We start from the raw sequence: 18,666 nt of genomic DNA, 5'->3' as shown, positions 1-18,666 counted from the left end.
CAAGCCCCCTCCCACATGGGTTTTGTGGTGGTTGGAGATGCGTGTTTAGAGCTGCGGGTTTTCTTCCGGTGGCTTGGTCTTGTCCACACCCGGCACATGCAGTTTGCCTTCCACCACCTGGTTGCCTTCCAACTGCGGCTGGGTCACCCAGGTGAGGATGTCGTAGTAACGGCGTATGTTCGCCACAAAGTGCACCGGCTCGCCGCCGCGCGCATAGCCGTAGCGGGTTTTGCTGTACCACTGCTTCTGCGACAGGCGCGGCAGCATTTTCTTCACGTCCAGCCACTTGTTCGGGTTCAGGCCTTCTTTCTTCGCCAGGATGCGCGCGTCGTCGAGGTGGCCGGTGCCGACGTTATAGGCGGCGAGGGCGAACCAGGTGCGGTCCGGCTCGGCGATCTTGTCGTCGAGCTCATCCTTGATCTTGGCCAGGTACTTGGCGCCACCCATGATGCTTTGCCTGGCGTCCAGGCGGTTGGATACGCCCATGGCCTGGGCGGTGTTCTGGGTCAGCATCATCAGGCCGCGCACGCCGGTCTTGGAGGTGACCGTCGGTTGCCACAGCGACTCCTGATAGCCGATCGCTGCCAATAGTCGCCAATCGACCTTTTCTTCCTTGGCGTAGGCCCTGAAGTGCTTTTCGTATTTGGGCAGGCGTTGCTGCAAGTGCTGGGCGAAGGTATAGGCGCCGACGTAACCGAGTACATCGACGTGCCCGTAATAGCGATCTTTCAGACGCTGCAGGGTGCCGTTCTTCTCGACCTTGTCCAGGTAGCTGTTGATCTCGTTGAGCAGGCTGTTGTCTTCACCAGCGGCCACGGCCCAGCTCTGGTTGCTGGCGTTGCCGAGGTCGAAGGCGACGCGTACGTTGGGGAAGTACACCTGGTTCATCGCCACTTCGTTGGAGTCCACCAGGGTCAGGTCGATCTGCCCTTCGTCCACCATGCGCAGCAGGTCGACCACCTCAACAGCGTCGGACTCTTCGTATTCGATCGCAGGATTCTGCTTTTTCAGTGCCGCCAGTTGCTCGGCGTGGGTGCTGCCCTTGAGCACCATGATCTTCTTGCCCACCAGATCGGCCGCATTGGTTGGGCGCGACTGGCCGTTGCGATAGATGATCTGCGGGGTGACTTCCAGATAAGGGTGGGAGAAGCGCACCTGCTGCTGGCGCTGCTCACTGCTGACCAGGCCGGCGGCGGCGAGCACCGGGCCGTTGGGTTTGCCCAGTTGGCTGAACAGGTCATCGAGGTTGTCGGCGGTCTCGATCTCCAGTTTCACCCCCAGGTCATCGGCGAAACGCTTGACCAGTTCGTATTCGAAACCGGTTTCACCGTTGCGGTCCTGGAAATACGTGGCCGGGCTATTCCGGGTGACCACCCGCAATACGCCATCCTCCTTGATTCGCTCGAGCGTGCTGGGTTTATCAACACAGGCGCTGAGCATCAGGAAGAGTCCGGTTGCGATGAGCCATTTGGCACAGCGCGGGCGCAAAGCAGTTGGGGAGAACATCTGCGCAGTATACGCAAACGGCCCACGGCGCCATATCTCGACAGCGTGGGACTTGTCTGCTAGCGCCGCCAAAACTGTGCTGCAGCCCGCAGAAACGTGGCCTGGGGGCCGATTGTGACGGTTAAAATAACTGCGCCCAATGCCCTCGATCACGCCCTGATACCGTGCAATCCGTGCCAACTGACGTTCGGCAGCGGCCAGTGGTAGCGTTTCGGGTGCCGTTGGCGGCGGTTTACGCTAGAATGCACGGCCTCAAAGCACACCCCTTCCCGAGGCTGTCCCGAAGATGTTGATCCTGCGCGGCGCTCCTGCCCTTTCTGCCTTTCGCCACAGCAAACTCCTTGAGCAACTGAGCCAGAAGGTTCCAGCTGTTACAGGCCTGTATGCTGAATTTGCTCACTTCGCCGACGTTACCGGCGTCTTGACCGCCGACGAACAGCAAGTGCTCGCACGCCTTCTGAAGTACGGTCCCAGCGTTCCCGTTCAAGAGCCGACCGGCCGCTTGTTCCTGGTTCTGCCACGGTTCGGCACCATTTCGCCCTGGTCGAGCAAGGCCAGCGATATCGCCCGCAACTGCGGCCTGGAAAAAATCCAGCGCCTGGAGCGCGGTATTGCCTTCTACGTCGCTGGCCAGTTCAGCGACGCCGAGGCTGAGCTGATCGCCAGCAGCCTGCACGACCGCATGACCCAGATCATCGTCAGCCAGCTGGAACAGGCTGCCGGTCTGTTCAGCCACGCCGAGCCCAAGCCGCTGACCGCGATTGACGTGCTCGGCGGTGGCCGCGTCGCCCTCGAGAAGGCCAACACCGAATTGGGCCTGGCCCTGGCCGAAGACGAGATCGACTACCTGGTCGACGCCTTCAACGGCCTCAAGCGCAACCCGCACGACATCGAACTGATGATGTTCGCGCAGGCCAACTCCGAGCACTGCCGTCACAAGATTTTCAACGCCAGTTGGGACATCGACGGTGAGAACCAGGAAAAAAGCCTGTTCGGCATGATCAAGAACACCTACGTGATGCACAGCGAAGGTGTTCTGTCCGCTTATAAAGACAACGCCTCGGTGATCGTCGGCAGCGTTGCCGGCCGTTTCTTCCCGGACCCTGAAACCCGCCAGTACGGCGCGGTGCAGGAGCCGGTGCACATCCTGATGAAGGTTGAAACCCACAACCACCCGACCGCGATTGCCCCGTTTCCGGGTGCAGCCACTGGTTCCGGCGGCGAAATTCGCGACGAAGGTGCTACCGGCCGTGGCGCCAAGCCAAAGGCCGGCCTGACCGGTTTCACCGTGTCCAACCTGCAGATCCCGGGCTTCGAGCAGCCGTGGGAAGTGCCGTACGGCAAGCCTGAGCGAATCGTCACCGCGCTGGACATCATGATCGAAGGCCCGCTGGGCGGCGCTGCGTTCAACAACGAATTTGGTCGTCCGGCGCTGACCGGTTACTTCCGTACCTTCGAACAGTCCATCACCACCCCGCGTGGCGATGAAGTGCGCGGCTACCACAAGCCGATCATGTTGGCCGGCGGCATGGGCAACATTCGTGAAGAACACGTCAAGAAAGGCGAGATTTTGGTCGGCTCCAAGCTGATCGTCCTCGGCGGCCCGGCCATGTTGATCGGCCTGGGCGGCGGCGCGGCTTCCTCCATGGCCACCGGCACCAGCTCGGCCGACCTGGACTTCGCTTCCGTACAGCGCGAAAACCCGGAAATGGAACGCCGTTGCCAGGAAGTCATCGACCGTTGCTGGCAGTTGGGTGACAAGAACCCAATCAGCTTCATCCACGACGTCGGCGCCGGTGGTTTGTCCAACGCCTTCCCGGAACTGGTCAACGATGGCGAGCGTGGTGGCCGTTTCGAACTGCGCAACATTCCAAACGACGAGCCGGGCATGGCCCCGCACGAAATCTGGAGCAACGAATCCCAGGAACGTTACGTGCTGGCCGTTGGCCCTGAAGACTTCGCGCGCTTCCAGGCCATCTGCGAACGCGAGCGTTGCCCGTTTGCCGTGGTTGGCGAAGCCACTGCCGAGCCGCAACTGACTGTCACCGACAGCCACTTCGGCAACAATCCGGTGGACATGCCGCTGGAAGTGCTGCTGGGCAAAGCCCCGCGCATGCACCGTTCGGCCGTGCGTGAAGCCGAGCTGGGCGATGATTTCGACCCAAGCGCGCTGGAGCTGGCTGACAGCATCGAACGTGTGCTGCATCACCCGGCCGTGGCGAGCAAAAGCTTCCTGATCACCATCGGCGACCGCACCATCACCGGCCTGGTTGCCCGTGACCAAATGGTTGGCCCATGGCAGGTGCCGGTGGCCGACGTTGCCGTCACCGCCACCAGCTTCGACGTCTACACCGGTGAAGCCATGGCCATGGGCGAGCGCACGCCGCTGGCCCTGCTGGACGCTCCGGCGTCGGGCCGCATGGCCATTGGTGAAACCCTCACCAACATCGCGGCTTCGCGTATCGGCAAGCTGTCCGACATTAAACTGTCGGCCAACTGGATGTCCGCTGCCGGTCACCCAGGTGAAGACGCGCGTCTGTACGACACAGTTAAAGCAGTCGGCATGGAGCTGTGCCCGGAACTGGGTATCACCATTCCGGTGGGCAAGGACTCCATGTCCATGGCCACCCGTTGGAACGATGAAGGCGTGGACAAGAGCGTCACCTCGCCGCTGTCGCTGATCGTCACCGGTTTCGCACCGGTCACCGACATCCGCCAGACCCTGACCCCGCAACTGCGCATGGACAAGGGCACCACCGACCTGATCCTGATCGATCTGGGCCGTGGCCAAAACCGCATGGGTGCCTCGATCCTGGCGCAAACCCACGGCAAGCTCGGCAAGCACGCGCCGGACGTCGATGACGCTGAAGACCTCAAAGCCTTCTTCGCTGTGATCCAGGGACTCAACGCCGACGGCCACTTGCTGGCTTACCACGACCGTTCCGATGGCGGGCTGCTGACCAGTGTTGTAGAGATGGCGTTTGCCGGTCACTGCGGCCTGAACATCGTGCTCGACAGCGTTGCCGAGGACGCCTCTGAAATCAACGGCATCCTGTTCAACGAAGAACTGGGCGCCGTGATCCAGGTTCGCCAGGACGCTACTCCGGATGTACTCGCACAATTCAGCGCCGCTGGCCTGGACGACTGCGTGGCAGTGATCGGCCAGCCGATCAACAACGGCGAAATCAATATTTCCTTCAACGGCGACACCGTGTTTGCAGGCCAGCGTCGTCTGCTGCAACGTCAGTGGGCCGAGACCAGCTACCAGATCCAGCGCTTGCGTGACAACGTTGTCTGCGCCGAGCAGGAATTCGACGTGATCCTGGAAGAAGACAACCCGGGCCTGAGCACCAAACTCAGCTTCGACGTCAACCAGGACATCGCCGCGCCGTACATCAAGAAAGGCATCCGCCCACAGGTTGCCGTACTGCGTGAGCAGGGCGTCAACGGTCAGGTAGAAATGGCGGCCGCGTTTGACCGTGCCGGCTTTAATGCGATCGACGTGCACATGAGCGACATCCTCGCCGGTCGCGTTGACCTCAACGAGTTCAAAGGCCTGGTGGCCTGCGGCGGTTTCTCCTACGGCGACGTGCTGGGTGCCGGTGAAGGCTGGGCCAAGTCGGCCCTGTTCAACAGCCGTGCCCGCGACGCGTTCCAGGGCTTCTTCGAGCGCAACGACAGCTTCACCCTGGGTGTGTGCAACGGTTGCCAGATGATGTCCAACCTCAGCGAATTGATCCCGGGCAGCGAGTTCTGGCCGCACTTTGTGCGCAACCGTTCCGAGCAGTTCGAAGCCCGTGTCGCCATGGTGCAGGTGCAGGAGTCCAACTCGATCTTCCTGCAAGGCATGGCCGGTTCGCGCATGCCAATCGCCATCGCCCACGGTGAAGGCCACGCTGAATTCTCCAGTGAAGAAGCCTTGCTGGAAGCCGACCTGTCCGGTTGCGTGGCCATGCGTTTCGTCGACAACCACGGCAAGGTCACCGAGACCTACCCGGCCAACCCGAACGGCTCGCCGCGCGGGATCACCGGCCTCACCAGCCGCGACGGTCGCGTCACCATCATGATGCCGCACCCGGAGCGTGTCTTCCGCGCCGTGCAGAACTCGTGGCGCCCGGAAGAGTGGGACGAGGACGGCGCCTGGATGCGCATGTTCCGCAACGCCCGTGTGTGGGTGAACTAAGGCGGTGTACAAGCTCAGCTTCTTTGTGCCCGACAGCCATGTGGAAACGGTGAAAACCGCCGTCTTCGCAGCCGGCGGCGGGCGCATCGGAGACTACGACAACTGCGCCTGGCAAGTGCTGGGCCAGGGCCAATTCCGCGCGTTGGACGGCAGCCAGCCGTTTCTCGGGCAAGTGGGCCAGGTTGAAGTGGTTGAAGAATGGAAGGTTGAGTTGGTGGTGGCGGATGAGCTGATCGTGGCCGTTGTGGCTGCGTTGAAGCTGAGCCATCCGTATGAGACACCGGCGTATGAAGTGTGGCAGTTGGCGGATTTTTGATTCGCCCGCTGCAGAAACAAGAAACCCGCTGGGCCAGTTTGGTCAGCGGGTTTTTTGTTGGCTGTGAGAGCCTCATCGGGAGCAAGCCCCCTCCCACATTTGACCGAGTTCCAACGTTGAAATGCAGTCAGATGTGAGAGGGGGCTTGCTCCCGATGGCGACCGCCCAGACACCTCAGACTTTTCCGACAAGTCTTTCAGGTTGCCCCCCGGAACTCGCCTCACTAACCTTCGCCTGCCGACCACGCCTTCACCAGCGAAACCCTGCTCGTCAATACTTCCCAAGACCTTGCATCAGTACAGGCGCTGGCAGGCCATCTGGCTTTTGAAGTTGACGGCCCGCAACGTGATGCGGTGCGGGGGATTTATCGGATGCTGGAAGGAATCCAGTTGATGGTGGATCGAGTGTTGGATCTAAAGGAAGTACCCATAAGCAACTGATCCGCACAAACTCTGTGGCGAGGGAGCTTGCTCCCGCTGGGGTGCGAAGCGCCCCCCCCCAAACCTGCCACAGAGTTCTTTCTGAAAAAAATGGCTGTTCTGAACAAGGGGCTGCTGCGCAGCCCAGCGCGAGCAAGCTCCCTCGCCACAGGGGGGATCAGGCGTTGATCGGGCGGGTAACCAACCGCTCCAGCGCCTCACCCAGCCCGGATGCCTTGTCACCAATCAACAGGTGCCAAACACCGCTATCGAGTTGGCTTATGCCTTGGCAACCCAGCGCCGTTAGTTGAGCTTCGGACAACACCGAATCATCCCCCAACTCCACCCGCAACCGGGTCATCGCCACCGCTTCCAACTGCCGCACATTCGCCCGGCCACCCAAGGCATTCAGCCATTTCTCGGCTTCTTGCAGATTCACCGCAACCGGCTTATCCACAGGCGCAATCGACGCAGGCGCTGTAGCAACAAACGATGGCATGGCGAGGCGAATCTCATCAGCAATGCTATCGGCCATCGGCCCGACCACGACCTGCAAACTCCCGCCGTTCCCCGGCCGAACCACAGCCATGGCACCCAGTGCTTTCAGCTCTGCATCCACGGCCTTGTTGCGATCAAGCATGTCCAAGCGCAGTCGCGTCGTACAGGCACCCACGCTCAGCAGGTTATCCGCACCGCCCAATGCCCGGATGTAAGCCGTGGCCCGCTGGTTATCACTCATCACCTCAGCCTGTACCACCGGGATGTCTTCCCGGCCCGGCGTCTTCAGGTTGAAACGACGGATGCAGTAGCTGAACACCGTGTAGTAGATAGCCGCATACGCCAGCCCCACCGGCACCACCAGCCAGCCGTTGGTGGACTTGCCCCAACCCAGCACCATGTCGATAAACCCACCGGAGAAGGTAAAGCCCAGGTGGATATTCAGCATATTGGTCACGGCCATCGACAGGCCTGTGAGCAGCGCGTGGATCAGGTACAAGAACGGTGCGAGGAACATGAACGCGAACTCAATCGGCTCAGTCACACCGGTCAAAAACGAGGTCAGTGCCATCGACAGGAAAATCCCGCCCATCACCTTGCAGCGTTCCGGCAGCGCGTTGCGGTACATCGCCAGGCACGCGGCAGGCAGGCCGAACAGCATCACCGGGAACATGCCGGTCATGAACTGGCCGCCTTTGGGGTCGCCGGCGAAGTAGCGGGTCAGGTCGCCGGTCACTACGGCACCGGTCACTGGATCGGTGAACGTGCCGAACACGAACCACGCCATGTTGTTGAGGATATGGTGCAGGCCGGTGACGATCAGCAGGCGGTTAAACACGCCAAACACGAACGCACCCAGGCTGCCGCTTTCCATCAGCAGTACGCCGAAGCTGTTGATGCCGTGCTGGATCGGCGGCCAGATCAGGCCAAAGATCACGCCTAGCCCGACCGCACTGAACCCGGTGACAATCGGCACAAACCGTCGCCCGCCAAAGAACGCGAGGTACTCCGGCAGTTTGATGTCCTTGAAGCGGTTATACAGCCCACCGGCCATCAAGCCGCTGGCGATACCGGCGAGCATGCCCATGTTGATGGTCGAGTCCATCACCTTGAGGGTGGAGACCATCACCAGGTAACCGATCGCCCCGGCAAGGCCAGCCGTGCCGTTATTGTCGCGGGCAAACCCGACGGCGATGCCGATGGCGAAGATCAGCGCGAGGTTGGCGAAGATCGCCTGCCCCGCGTCGTGCATCACCGCGATGTTGAGCAGGTCGGTGTCGCCCAGGCGCAGCAGGAGGCCGGCGATCGGCAGGATTGCGATCGGCAGCATCAGTGCACGGCCCAGGCGTTGCAGGCCTTCGATAAAGTGTTGGTACATGGCGTGTCTCCCTTTTCTTGTTATTGTCAGCTCATCGGCCAGTGGTGTTGACAGGCTTGGCGAACGGCCTTGGCGCTGCTCAGGTCGAGCAGGCCTTGACTCAGTTGCCGGCATTGCGCCGCGTCCAGGTGACGGACGCGGTCCTTGATTTCTCCGATTTGCAGCGGGCTGACCGACAGCTCGCTGACGCCCAGGCCGACCAGTACCGGCGTGGCCAGCGGGTCAGAGGCCAGGGCGCCGCACACACCCACCCAGCGCCCGTGTTTGGCCGCACCGGCGCAGGTCTGGGCGATCAGCCGCAGCAAGGCCGGGTGCAGCGCATCGACCCGCGCGGCAAGGCCGGCGTGGTCACGGTCCATGGCCAGGGTGTACTGGGACAAGTCATTGGTGCCGATGGACAAAAAGTCCGCATGTTTGGCCAGTTGCTCGGCCATTAGCGCGGCGGCAGGCACTTCGATCATTACGCCCAGCTCGGGGCGTTGGGTCAGCTCCAGCTCTGCGCACAACTCATCCAGGCGCTGGCGGATCTGCAGCAATTCGTCGACTTCGCTGACCATCGGCAGGAGGATGCGGCAACGCCCCAACGGGCTGACTTGCAGCAGCGCGCGCAGTTGCTGGTCAAGCAGGTCAGGACGCACCTGGGCCATACGAATACCGCGCAGGCCCAGTACCGGGTTGGCCTCAACGGGCAGTGGCAGGTAGTCGAGTTGCTTGTCGCCGCCCACATCGATGGTGCGGATGATTACCGACTTGTCACCCATGGCGTCGAGCACGGCTTGATAGGCGTGACGTTGCTCCTGCTCGTCCGGCGCGGTGCGACGGTCGACAAACAGGAATTCGGTGCGCAGCAGGCCGACGCCATCGGCGCCGTTTTCAAACGCCACTTGGGCTTCGGCACTGGAGGCCACATTGGCGGCGACTTCGATACTGACGCCATCGGTGGTGCGCGCCGGCAATTGGGCCTGGGCCTGTTGCTCCTGGCGCCGTTGTTTTTGCACGTCGCGAATCTGGTGCACCTCGGCATGGCGCGCCTCGCTGGGCGCCAGTTCCAGGCGACCGTTTACGGCGTCGAGTACCACCCGCTGGCCATGGGGAACATCGAGCACTTCTGCGCCCAACGCCACCACACAGGGCAAGCCCTTGCCCCGGGCCAGGATCGCCACATGGGAGGTGGCGCCGCCCTCGGCCATGCAAATGCCGACGGCCTGTTGCGCACTCAGTTGCAACAAATCCGACGGGGTCAATTCGTGAGCGCTGACAATCGCGCCAGCGGGTAATTCGACGTGCCAGGCCTCACCCAGCAGCGCACGCAGCACCCGCTGTTGCAGGTCCCGCAGGTCGTTGGCACGTTCGGCAAACAGCGGCTTGCCCAGGGCCAGCAATACCGCGCATTGCGCCTGTATCGCGTCGCGCCAGGCATGGGTGGCGGCGCTGCCTTTTTCGATTGCGTGGGTGGCGGCTTCCAGCAGGGCCGGGTCTTCGAGCAGGGCGAGGTGGGCGGCGAAGATTTCTTCCTCCTCGACGGCCTTGCGCTGGCGGGCGTGGTCCAGGGTGATACGGATTTCGCCGCGCACCTGCTCCAGGGCAGTGTCCAGGCGTTGCAGTTGTTCGTCGGCGAAATGGTTGCCGCTGTCTTCCGGCAACTCGATGCCGGTCAGGCGGAACAGCGGCCCGCAAACCAGGCCCGGCGCAGCGCACACACCCTGCAAGACATCGATTTCAGTGTTTGCCCGGCGTGGAGTAACAACAATGGGCGCGTGATGCTCTTCGCTGACGGCCACGGACAGCGCGGCGACCAATGCCTGCAAGGCCTCCTTGCAATCCTTGCCCCGACAGGTGACGCGTACCTCATCCCCTTCGCCAATCCCCAGGCTCATCAGACCAATCAAACTGTCGCACGACGCCGACTTATCGCCGACGTGCAACTGGGCCTGGCTGCTGAAACCCTGGGCGGTCTTGCGGATCAGCGCGGCGGGGCGTGCATGCAAGCCGCCGCGATGGGTGACGCGTACGCTGGCGCGCGCTTCAGTGACCGAGTTATCCACAGCCGTTTGAGCCGGCGCTGTCGAGCGCGCCACCACCTGCAACAACGGCTCGCCGACCTTCACCCTGCTCATGGCGATGGGCGTCAGCGCGTAGGCGTCGCTGTTGGTCAGAATGATCAAACTGACCAGGCTTTTGCACTGCCGCGCAATGCGGTCCAGATCGAACTGCACCAGCGGCTGGCCCTGGCTCACCCGCGCGCCTTCCTTGACCAGCAATGCAAACCCTTCGCCATTCAGCTCAACCGTGTCGATGCCCACATGCATCAGTAATTCGGCCCCGTTGTCGGCGCGAACCGTCAGCGCATGGCCGGTGCGGGCGACATGGATGATCACCCCGTCACACGGCGCGTGCAGGCAGTCATTCAGCGGGTCGATGGCAATGCCTTCGCCCATGGCGCCGCTGGCGAACACTTCGTCGGGAACAGTGCTCAGGGGCAGTACCGGCCCGCTGAGGGGGGCGCTGAGGGTCAGTTCATTATTGTTGTTGGACATGGGCACGGTACTCATCAGGAAATCGCGGCAAACCACTCAGTGGGTGCGGGTCAGTGGGTGCGGGTCACTTTGCTCAGGTGGCGCGGCTGGTCGGGGTCCATGCCCCGTGCGACCGCCAGGCCGGCCGCCATCACGTAGAAACTCTGGATGGCCAGGATCGGGTCCAGGGTCGGGTGTTCGGCACGGCTCAGGGTCAAGTCGCGCTCGGCGATATCGTCCGGCGCGGCCAGCAATACGCGAGCGCCGCGTTGGCGCATCTCGGCAGCCAGGCTCAACAGGCCGGCTTGCTCGGCGCCGCGCGGGGCGAACACCAGTAGCGGGTAGTTCGCGTCGATCAAGGCCATCGGCCCGTGGCGCACTTCGGCGCTGCTGAAGGCTTCGGCCTGGATCGCCGAGGTTTCCTTGAGCTTGAGCGCGGCTTCCTGGGCGATGGCAAAACCGGCGCCACGGCCGATCACCATCAGTTGCTGGCAGTCGCGCAGGGCGTCGATGGCTTTGCTCCAGTCCTGTGTGGCGGCTTCGCGTAGCCCATCGGGCAGGGCCTGGCAGGCTTGCAGCAAGTCGGCCTCCTGGTTCCAGTGGCCGATCATCAGGGCACTGGCGCTGAGGGTGGCGATAAAGCTTTTGGTCGCAGCGACGCTTTGCTCCGGCCCGGCGCACAGCGGCACGTGGAATTCACAGGCGGCTTCCAGGGGCGAGTCTTCGGCATTGACCAGCGAGATGCTCAAGGCCCCGCGTTTACGCAGCAGGCGCAGGCTGTTGACCAGATCCGGGCTTTGCCCCGACTGGGAAAAACCGAACGCCACCTGGCCGCTGACTTTCATCGGAGCCTGCAACAAGGTCACCACCGACATCGGCAGCGACGCCACCGGGATGCCCACGTGCTGCATGGCCAGGTAGGCGAAGTAACTGGCGGCGTGATCCGAACTGCCCCGGGCAATCGTCATTGCCACTTGCGGCGGCTGGCGGCGCAGGCGGCCGGCGATTTCTTGCAGCATTGGGTCGAGGCGTTGCAGTTGTGCGGCGACTGCGTCACAGGAGGCCAGCGCCTCTTCAAGCATTTTTGAAGTCAATGGTTTCTCCTTCGACCATTACGTCGGTGAGGTGCAGGGAGCGGTCCAGGCGTACGCAATCGGCAAAGCTGCCGGGTTGCAGGCGGCCACGTTCTTCCAGGCCCAAGTAGTCCGCCGGAAATTGCGACAGGCGTTGTGAGGCTTCGCTGATGGGCAGGCCGATTTTCACCAGGTTGCGCAGTGCCTGATCCATGGTCAGGGTGCTGCCGGCCAGGGTGCCGTCGGCCAGGCGTACGCCGCCCAGGCATTTGGTCACGGTGTGGCTGCCCAGCTTGTATTCACCGTCGGGCATGCCGGCGGCGGCAGTGGAGTCGGTGACGCAGTACAGGCACGGGATAGCACGCAGGGCCACGCGCATGGCGCCGGGGTGGACGTGGAGCAGATCCGGGATCAGTTCCGCGTATTTGGCATGGGCCAAAGCGGCGCCAACGATGCCCGGCTCGCGGTGATGCAGCGGGCTCATGGCGTTGTACAAGTGCGTGAAACTGGTGGCACCGGCGGCGAGGGCGGCGACGCCTTCTTCATAGCTGCCCAGGGTGTGGCCGATCTGCATGCGCACGCCGCGTTGGCTGAGGGCGCGGATCAGCACGTCATGCCCGGCGATTTCCGGGGCAATAGTAATGACGCGGATCGGCGCCAGGCGCAGGTAGGCTTCGACTTCTTCCATCAACGCGGTGTGGGCGAAGTTGGGTTGTGCGCCGAGTTTTCCCGGGTTGATGTAGGGACCTTCCAGGTGCACGCCGAGTATGCGGGCGCTGCCTGTGGGGCGCTGCTCGCAGAAGGTGCCGAGTTGGCCGAGCACGCTGGAGATTTCTTCCACCGGCGCGGTCATGGTGGTGGCCAGCAGCGACGTCGTACCAAACCTCACGTGGGTGCGGGTGATGGTCTCGAACGCCTCGACACCTTCCATGATGTCTTTGCCACCACCTCCGTGCACGTGCAGGTCGATAAAGCCTGGCAGCAGGTAGGACAGTTCGTTTTCAGCCGGGTCGCACGGCGTGCCTTCAATGGCGGTGACCTTGCCGTGCTCGTGCACCAGGCGGCCGCGAATCCAGCCGTGGGGCGTGAGGATATTGTCTTCGGACATGGGCAGTTCTCTAAGGCCGCATTCGCGGCAAAGTCATATCGGCGCGGCTTTCTAACGTCGAAGCTCAGCGACGAAGTCGTAGTAGTCGTTGCGGCAGTAGGTGTCGGTGATTTCAATCGGCGTGTTGTCGGCGGTGTAGCCGACACGGGTCATCAGCAGCATCGCGGTGCCGGGGGCGATGCCCACCAGTGCGGCAAACTCGTTCGAGGCGTTGATTGCCTGGATATGTTGCAGGGCGCGCACGATGGGTTTGCCGATGCTCTCCAGGTATTCGTACAGCGAATTGCCGATGGCTTGCGGATGCGGCAGCACCGAGGCGGGCATGGCGGTCATCTCAATCGCCATCACCGTGTCGTCGGCTTTGCGCAAGCGCTTGAGCCGCGCGACCTTGTCGGTAGGCGACAGCGCCAGGCGGATCAGCTCTTCATGGGTCGGCGGGGTGATGTCGCGCTCCAGCCACTGGGAGCTGGGCACAAAACCCTTGAGGCGCAACATCTCGCTGAAGCCCGACAGGCGCGACAGCGGCTGTTCCAGGCGCGGGGTGATAAAGGTGCCGGAGCCTTGGCTACGACGGATCAGGCCCTGGGCAAATAAGACTTCCAGCGCTTTACGGGCGGTGACCCGCGAAATGCTCAACTGCTCGCTGAGGGCGCGTTCCGACGGCAGGGCCTGCTCGGATTTCCACTGGCCGGCATGAATCGCCGCTTCCAGGCTACGGGCCAGTTGCAGGTACAGCGGCGTGGATTGTTTGTCGTCGGGACGCAGCGTCAGAATGGGATTCATCGTTAAGGTTTCCGATGCGGTTATTGGAGTGTTGTCGCCCGGTAATGGCCGGAAATTAATACCACTTAAATACCATGTCAATGCTGCCAAAACGGTGCAAGCACAGGTTTCTTGGCACTGTAGGGGTGCTTGGTATCAAGTGGTATTAGAGAGGTCTTTGTCGCGCGCAGAAGTGCACAGCCCGTGGGGTGAACTGGTATTCACCGTGGAGTGCCGAGAGGGGGTGGGAATTAATTTCGAGTTATTTTACGAACGGTCCGGGATTACGGGCGAATCTCGATCATGGTGCCGTCCTTGACCAGGTTCCAGACTTCGCGCATGTCGACGTTGCGCATGCCGATGCAACCGTCAGTCCAGTCCAGGGTGTGGAACCACTGCTCCGGGTATTCCTCGGTGTCGGGGGTGCCGTGGATCATGATCATGCTGCCGGGCTTCACGCCTTCGCGACGGGCACGGGCGGCGTCGCTGATATTCGGATAGGAGATGTGCATGGCCAGGTTGTAGCGGTCGCTGATCTTGCGCCGGTCGATCCAGTAGAAGCCTTCCGGCGTGCGGCGGTCGCCTTCGATCAGTTTGGTGCCCTTGGGGTTTTTGCCCAGGGAAATGCGATAGGTCTTGAGGGGCTTGCCGTCGTTGATCAGTTGCAACTGATGGGCGGACTTGAGGACCAGGATTTTCTCGACTGTTTTGCCGCCCAGGGTTTCCACGGTAGAGGCTGACGACAGCGTGGCGAACGACAGGCAGAGCAGAGCAAGCAACCAACGCATTAACACGATATCCCTTTGAAGGCCGTCTGCCGGATTGTTATTGGGCGGGCTTTGCCAGTGGCGGCACGGCTTCGCTGCGCACCGGAAACGACTGAAGCCTGCGGTCCGCGAAAAAGCATTCTAAGGTACGCCCGACCGTGCGGAAAGCCAGCTCGGACCAAGGGATATCGGCCTCGTTGAACAGCTTCACTTCAAGGCTTTCGGGGCCTGCGGCAAAGTCCAGGTCGATCAGCTCGGCGCGGTAGAAGATATGCACCTGGCTGATGTGCGGCACGTCGATCAGGGTATAGATGCTCAGGTTGCGCACGCGGGCACAGGCCTCTTCCATCGTCTCGCGCACGGCGGCCTGTTCCACGGTCTCGCCGTTTTCCATGAAGCCTGCTGGCAGGGTCCAGTAACCCAGGCGCGGCTCGATGGCGCGGCGGCACAGCAGCACCTGATCGCCCCACACCGGCACGGTACCGGCGACGATGTTGGGGTTTTGATAGTGAATGGTCGAGCAGTGATCACACACAAAACGCAGGCGCCCGTCGCCTTCGGGAATGCGTTGAGTAACCGGTTTACCGCACTGGCTGCAGAAGTTCATGCTGGGGTTCCTGGAAAGTGCGTGCATCTTGGCTCGGTGCCAGGCTTTCCTGCAAGTTGTCGTTTCGCGACATGGCTGGGGTTTTGGGGTTGGGCACCCGTACGCTTTGGTGCATGATGCAAGGTAGCCAACAGACCGAGATGACTCATGCTGGACGAGCTACTTCGCCGGGTAAGCAATCACACCCCCCATACGCTGGAAACTGACGGGCGTTTCCCCGAGGCCGCGGTGCTGGTGCCGATTACCCGCAGTGATGAACCTGAGCTGATCCTGACCCTGCGCGCCAGCGGCCTGTCGACCCACGGTGGCGAAGTGGCCTTTCCCGGCGGGCGCCGCGACCCCGAAGACCCGGACCTGATCTTTACCGCGCTACGTGAGGCCGAAGAAGAAATTGGCCTGCCGCCCGGCCTGGTCGAGGTGATCGGCCCGTTGAGCCCGCTGATTTCCCTGCATGGCATTCGCGTCACGCCCTATGTGGGCGTTATTCCCGATTACGTCGAATACCTGGCGAATGATGCCGAAATCGCCGCCGTCTTCAGTGTGCCCCTGGATTTTTTCCGACAGGATCCGCGCGAACATACCCACAGAATCGATTACCAGGGCCGCAGTTGGTACGTGCCCAGTTATCGGTTTGGTGAATACAAGATTTGGGGCCTGACGGCGATCATGATCGTCGAGCTGATCAACCTGCTCTATGACGACGCCCAGATCAGCCTGCACCAGCCGCCCAAGAGCTTCATCAATATCTAAGCCATCGTGTGAATGGCGAGCCGTGAGGACACAGCATGAAATACCGCCTGGGCGACGCCCGCGTCGAGACTCATCCACAGAGCTGGGTGGCACCCAATGCCACGCTGGTGGGCAAGGTCAAGCTGGAGGAGGGCGCCAACGTGTGGTTCAACGCGGTGTTGCGTGGCGACAACGAACTGATCCTGATCGGCAAGAACAGCAACGTGCAGGACGGCAGCGTAATGCACACCGACATGGGCTACCCGCTGACCCTCGGCACCGGCGTGACCATCGGCCATAACGCCATGCTGCATGGTTGCACCGTCGACGATTACAGCCTGATCGGCATCAATGCGGTGATCCTCAACGGCGCCAAGATAGGCAAACACTGCATCATCGGCGCCAATTCGCTGATCGGCGAAGGCAAGGAAATTCCAGATGGCTCACTGGTGATGGGCTCGCCGGGCAAGGTGGTGCGCGAGTTGACCGAGGCGCAGAAGAAGATGCTCGAAGCCAGCGCCGCGCACTATGTGCATAACGCGCAGCGTTACGCGCGTGACTTGGTCGAGCAGGAAGAATGAACCCGCTAGAGCGGCCCGTTGCCTCGCCGTGCGTAAATATTTGCGCACTGGATGATGACGATATTTGCACCGGCTGCCAGCGTACGGTGGATGAGATCACGCGTTGGAGCCGCATGGACAATACCGAGCGCCGTGTGGTGTTGGGGTTGTGCCATGAGCGGGCGTTGGCGAGTGGGTTGGTGTGGATGATGCCTGCGAAATCTGACGCTTAACTGTGGCGAGCGGGCTTGCCCTGCGTTGGGCTGCGAAGCGGCCCTAAAACCTCACACTGTGGTTAACCTGAAAAAACTCGGCGCTCTTAATTGGGGCCGCTTCGCAGCCCAACGCGGGGCAAGCCCGCTCGCCACAATGAGTGCTGTGCATTACCCTATGCGCCTTGTCCACAGGTCCATTTCCATGCTCTTCCTGATCGCCTACATCAGCAGCGTCGTGCTGATTAACTTCGCCTTTTCCACCGCTCCGCACCTGGACGTCATCTGGTCCGCCTGGGGTGGCCTGGTATTTATCCTGCGCGACATGGTGCAAACCCGCTTCGGCCACGGCGCGATCATCGCCATGCTGGCGGCGCTGGTGCTGTCGTACATCACCTCAGACCCAGCCATTGCCCTGGCCAGCGCCACGGCGTTCGCGGTGTCCGAGTGCATCGACTGGCTGGTGTTCAGCATCACCAAGCGCCCGCTCCACGACCGCCTGTGGATAAGTTCGGCGCTGAGCATTCCCCTCGACACTTTTATCTTCTTCGGCCTGATTGGCGCGCTGACCCCGGCGGTGGCGGGCACCGCGCTGGTGTCGAAATTCGCCGGGGTCACGGTGGTGTGGCTGATCATGGCCTGGCGTATTCGCAGACGGGCCGTCGCCAACTGAAGCCAATCTTTACAGTTCATGTAAAATGCCGGCCTTTCTCCCCATGATCCGCTCCCCTGAGGACCTGAGATGACCCGAATCGGAACTCCATTGTCGCCAACCGCGACCCGCGTTTTGCTGTGTGGCTGCGGTGAGCTGGGCAAGGAAGTGGTAATCGAACTGCAACGCCTGGGCGTTGAAGTGATTGCCGTGGATCGCTACGCCAACGCGCCGGCCATGCAGGTGGCCCATCGCAGTCACGTGATCAACATGCTCGACGGCGCCGCCCTGCGTGCCGTGATCGAAGCGGAAAAGCCGCACTTCATCGTGCCGGAAATCGAAGCCATCGCCACCGCGACCCTGATGGAACTGGAAGCCGAAGGCTTCACCGTGATCCCGACCGCGCGTGCCACGTCGTTGACCATGAACCGCGAAGGTATCCGCCGCCTGGCTGCTGAAGAGCTGGACCTGCCGACCTCGCCGTACCACTTCGCCGACACCTTCGAAGACTACAGCAAGGCCGTGCAAGACCTGGGCTTCCCGTGTGTGGTCAAGCCGGTGATGAGTTCGTCGGGCAAAGGCCAGAGCCTGCTGCGCAGCGCTGACGATGTGCAGAAAGCCTGGGACTACGCCCAGGAAGGCGGCCGTGCCGGCAAGGGCCGGGTGATCATCGAAGGCTTTATCGACTTCGACTACGAAATCACCCTGCTGACCGTGCGTCACATCGGCGGCACCACTTTCTGCGCGCCAGTCGGCCACCGTCAGGAGAAGGGCGACTACCAGGAATCCTGGCAGCCGCAAGCCATGAGCCCGATTGCCCTGGCGGAATCCGAGCGCGTCGCCAAAGCCGTGACCGAATCCTTGGGTGGCCGTGGCCTGTTTGGCGTGGAGCTGTTCATCAAGGGCGATCAAGTGTGGTTCAGCGAAGTGTCGCCGCGCCCGCATGACACTGGCCTGGTGACCCTGATTTCTCAGGATCTGTCGCAGTTCGCCCTGCACGCTCGCGCGATCCTGGGCTTGCCGATCCCGTTGATCCGTCAGTTCGGGCCTTCGGCTTCGGCGGTGATCCTGGTGGAAGGGCAGTCGACCCAGACCGCCTTCGCCAACCTGGGCGCGGCCTTGAGCGAACCGGATACGGCGTTGCGCCTGTTCGGCAAGCCGGAAGTGAATGGTCAGCGTCGGATGGGTGTGGCGTTGGCGCGGGATGAGTCGATTGAAGCGGCTCGGGCCAAGGCGACCCGTGCTTCTCAAGCGGTTGTTGTAGAGCTGTAATACAGAACCTGTAGGAGCGAGCTTGCTCGCGAAGGTATTTCAGGCGCATCGCTGCGTCGGATGTACCTTTTTCGCGAGCAAGCTCGCTCCTACAGGCGATAGCGATCT

At 62.0% G+C, this 18,666-nt stretch carries 15 protein-coding genes and 1 pseudogene; 8 read left to right on the top strand and 8 right to left on the bottom strand.

Annotation, left to right across the window (positions count from 1 at the left end):
* Nucleotides 1-45: 45 nt before the first annotated feature.
* Complete coding sequence (gene mltF, locus ACR52_RS07815) at nucleotides 46-1,506, bottom strand: membrane-bound lytic murein transglycosylase MltF (RefSeq protein WP_048722740.1); 1,461 nt, start codon at nucleotides 1,504-1,506, stop codon at nucleotides 46-48.
* 286 nt (nucleotides 1,507-1,792) lie between these two features.
* Here mltF and purL point away from each other — a divergent pair, with 286 nt between their 5' ends.
* From purL to ACR52_RS31565, 3 genes and pseudogenes are all read left to right on the top strand, one after another.
* Nucleotides 1,793-5,689, top strand: coding sequence for a phosphoribosylformylglycinamidine synthase (purL, locus tag ACR52_RS07810; protein WP_048722738.1), 3,897 nt, complete (start codon nucleotides 1,793-1,795; stop codon nucleotides 5,687-5,689).
* Nucleotides 5,690-5,693: 4 nt separating this feature from the next.
* The gene (locus ACR52_RS07805) at nucleotides 5,694-6,005 is read left to right on the top strand and encodes an NGG1p interacting factor 3 protein, NIF3 (protein WP_048722736.1); all 312 of its coding nucleotides are present in this window, start codon (nucleotides 5,694-5,696) and stop codon (nucleotides 6,003-6,005) included.
* 254 nt (nucleotides 6,006-6,259) lie between these two features.
* Nucleotides 6,260-6,445, top strand: a pseudogene (locus tag ACR52_RS31565) (DUF6124 family protein); the annotation flags it as partial.
* 157 nt (nucleotides 6,446-6,602) lie between these two features.
* Here ACR52_RS31565 and nagE read toward each other — a convergent pair.
* The 7 genes from nagE to ACR52_RS07770 form a co-directional block, all read right to left on the bottom strand.
* On the bottom strand, nucleotides 6,603-8,300 hold the full coding sequence (gene nagE, locus ACR52_RS07800) for an N-acetylglucosamine-specific PTS transporter subunit IIBC (protein WP_048722734.1): 1,698 nt from the start codon (nucleotides 8,298-8,300) through the stop codon (nucleotides 6,603-6,605).
* A gap of 26 nt (nucleotides 8,301-8,326) precedes the next feature.
* The gene (ptsP, locus tag ACR52_RS07795) at nucleotides 8,327-10,837 is read right to left on the bottom strand and encodes a phosphoenolpyruvate--protein phosphotransferase (RefSeq protein WP_048722732.1); all 2,511 of its coding nucleotides are present in this window, start codon (nucleotides 10,835-10,837) and stop codon (nucleotides 8,327-8,329) included.
* A gap of 50 nt (nucleotides 10,838-10,887) precedes the next feature.
* Nucleotides 10,888-11,910: an SIS domain-containing protein gene (locus ACR52_RS07790; RefSeq protein ID WP_152687597.1), complete on the bottom strand. Its 1,023-nt coding sequence runs from the start codon at nucleotides 11,908-11,910 to the stop codon at nucleotides 10,888-10,890.
* Entirely contained in the window at nucleotides 11,891-12,997 is a 1,107-nt protein-coding gene (nagA, locus tag ACR52_RS07785) for an N-acetylglucosamine-6-phosphate deacetylase (RefSeq protein WP_048722728.1), read from the bottom strand. The genes ACR52_RS07790 and nagA overlap by 20 nt, the downstream gene beginning before the upstream one ends.
* A gap of 51 nt (nucleotides 12,998-13,048) precedes the next feature.
* A complete protein-coding gene (locus tag ACR52_RS07780) occupies nucleotides 13,049-13,780 on the bottom strand; it encodes a GntR family transcriptional regulator (protein ID WP_048722726.1) in 732 nt (243 codons plus the stop codon).
* A gap of 263 nt (nucleotides 13,781-14,043) precedes the next feature.
* Complete coding sequence (locus ACR52_RS07775; protein ID WP_048722724.1) at nucleotides 14,044-14,547, bottom strand: L,D-transpeptidase family protein; 504 nt, start codon at nucleotides 14,545-14,547, stop codon at nucleotides 14,044-14,046.
* 37 nt (nucleotides 14,548-14,584) lie between these two features.
* Nucleotides 14,585-15,133 carry an NUDIX hydrolase gene (locus ACR52_RS07770; RefSeq protein WP_048722722.1) on the bottom strand — a complete coding sequence of 183 codons (549 nt, stop codon included), beginning with the start codon at nucleotides 15,131-15,133 and terminating at the stop codon, nucleotides 14,585-14,587.
* Nucleotides 15,134-15,280: 147 nt separating this feature from the next.
* Here ACR52_RS07770 and ACR52_RS07765 point away from each other — a divergent pair, with 147 nt between their 5' ends.
* The 5 genes from ACR52_RS07765 to purT all read left to right on the top strand — a co-directional run bounded on the left by ACR52_RS07765 (nucleotide 15,281) and on the right by purT (nucleotide 18,558).
* A complete protein-coding gene (locus tag ACR52_RS07765) occupies nucleotides 15,281-15,883 on the top strand; it encodes a CoA pyrophosphatase (protein WP_033898592.1) in 603 nt (200 codons plus the stop codon).
* A 35-nt stretch (nucleotides 15,884-15,918) separates the two neighbouring features.
* A complete protein-coding gene (locus tag ACR52_RS07760; RefSeq protein WP_048722717.1) occupies nucleotides 15,919-16,443 on the top strand; it encodes a gamma carbonic anhydrase family protein in 525 nt (174 codons plus the stop codon).
* Nucleotides 16,440-16,655 (top strand): DUF1289 domain-containing protein, encoded by a 216-nt coding sequence (locus tag ACR52_RS07755; RefSeq protein ID WP_048722715.1) that lies wholly within the window; start codon nucleotides 16,440-16,442, stop codon nucleotides 16,653-16,655. The genes ACR52_RS07760 and ACR52_RS07755 overlap by 4 nt, the downstream gene beginning before the upstream one ends.
* Before the next feature lie 184 nt (nucleotides 16,656-16,839).
* A complete protein-coding gene (locus ACR52_RS07750; protein ID WP_048722713.1) occupies nucleotides 16,840-17,307 on the top strand; it encodes a VUT family protein in 468 nt (155 codons plus the stop codon).
* A 69-nt stretch (nucleotides 17,308-17,376) separates the two neighbouring features.
* Entirely contained in the window at nucleotides 17,377-18,558 is a 1,182-nt protein-coding gene (gene purT, locus ACR52_RS07745; RefSeq protein WP_048722712.1) for a formate-dependent phosphoribosylglycinamide formyltransferase, read from the top strand.
* Nucleotides 18,559-18,666: the final 108 nt, after the last annotated feature.

The sequence above is a fragment of the Pseudomonas fildesensis genome (assembly GCF_001050345.1).
In the GTDB taxonomy this organism is placed as follows: Bacteria; Pseudomonadota; Gammaproteobacteria; order Pseudomonadales; family Pseudomonadaceae; genus Aquipseudomonas; species Aquipseudomonas fildesensis.
Note: the sequence above shows the minus strand (reverse complement) of the source record. Positions and strands in the feature narration are given on the sequence as shown.

Excerpts from the sequence above, each read along its gene's own strand:
- mltF (WP_048722740.1), bottom strand. The coding sequence starts at position 1,506 with ATGTTCTCCCCAACTGCTTTGCGCCCGCGCTGTGCCAAATGGCTCATC.
- purL (WP_048722738.1), top strand. The coding sequence starts at position 1,793 with ATGTTGATCCTGCGCGGCGCTCCTGCCCTTTCTGCCTTTCGCCACAGC.
- nagE (WP_048722734.1), bottom strand. The coding sequence starts at position 8,300 with ATGTACCAACACTTTATCGAAGGCCTGCAACGCCTGGGCCGTGCACTG.
- ptsP (WP_048722732.1), bottom strand. The coding sequence starts at position 10,837 with ATGTCCAACAACAATAATGAACTGACCCTCAGCGCCCCCCTCAGCGGG.
- nagA (WP_048722728.1), bottom strand. The coding sequence starts at position 12,997 with ATGTCCGAAGACAATATCCTCACGCCCCACGGCTGGATTCGCGGCCGC.
- ACR52_RS07780 (WP_048722726.1), bottom strand. The coding sequence starts at position 13,780 with ATGAATCCCATTCTGACGCTGCGTCCCGACGACAAACAATCCACGCCG.
- ACR52_RS07775 (WP_048722724.1), bottom strand. The coding sequence starts at position 14,547 with ATGCGTTGGTTGCTTGCTCTGCTCTGCCTGTCGTTCGCCACGCTGTCG.
- ACR52_RS07770 (WP_048722722.1), bottom strand. The coding sequence starts at position 15,133 with ATGAACTTCTGCAGCCAGTGCGGTAAACCGGTTACTCAACGCATTCCC.
- ACR52_RS07765 (WP_033898592.1), top strand. The coding sequence starts at position 15,281 with ATGCTGGACGAGCTACTTCGCCGGGTAAGCAATCACACCCCCCATACG.
- ACR52_RS07760 (WP_048722717.1), top strand. The coding sequence starts at position 15,919 with ATGAAATACCGCCTGGGCGACGCCCGCGTCGAGACTCATCCACAGAGC.
- ACR52_RS07755 (WP_048722715.1), top strand. The coding sequence starts at position 16,440 with ATGAACCCGCTAGAGCGGCCCGTTGCCTCGCCGTGCGTAAATATTTGC.
- ACR52_RS07750 (WP_048722713.1), top strand. The coding sequence starts at position 16,840 with ATGCTCTTCCTGATCGCCTACATCAGCAGCGTCGTGCTGATTAACTTC.
- purT (WP_048722712.1), top strand. The coding sequence starts at position 17,377 with ATGACCCGAATCGGAACTCCATTGTCGCCAACCGCGACCCGCGTTTTG.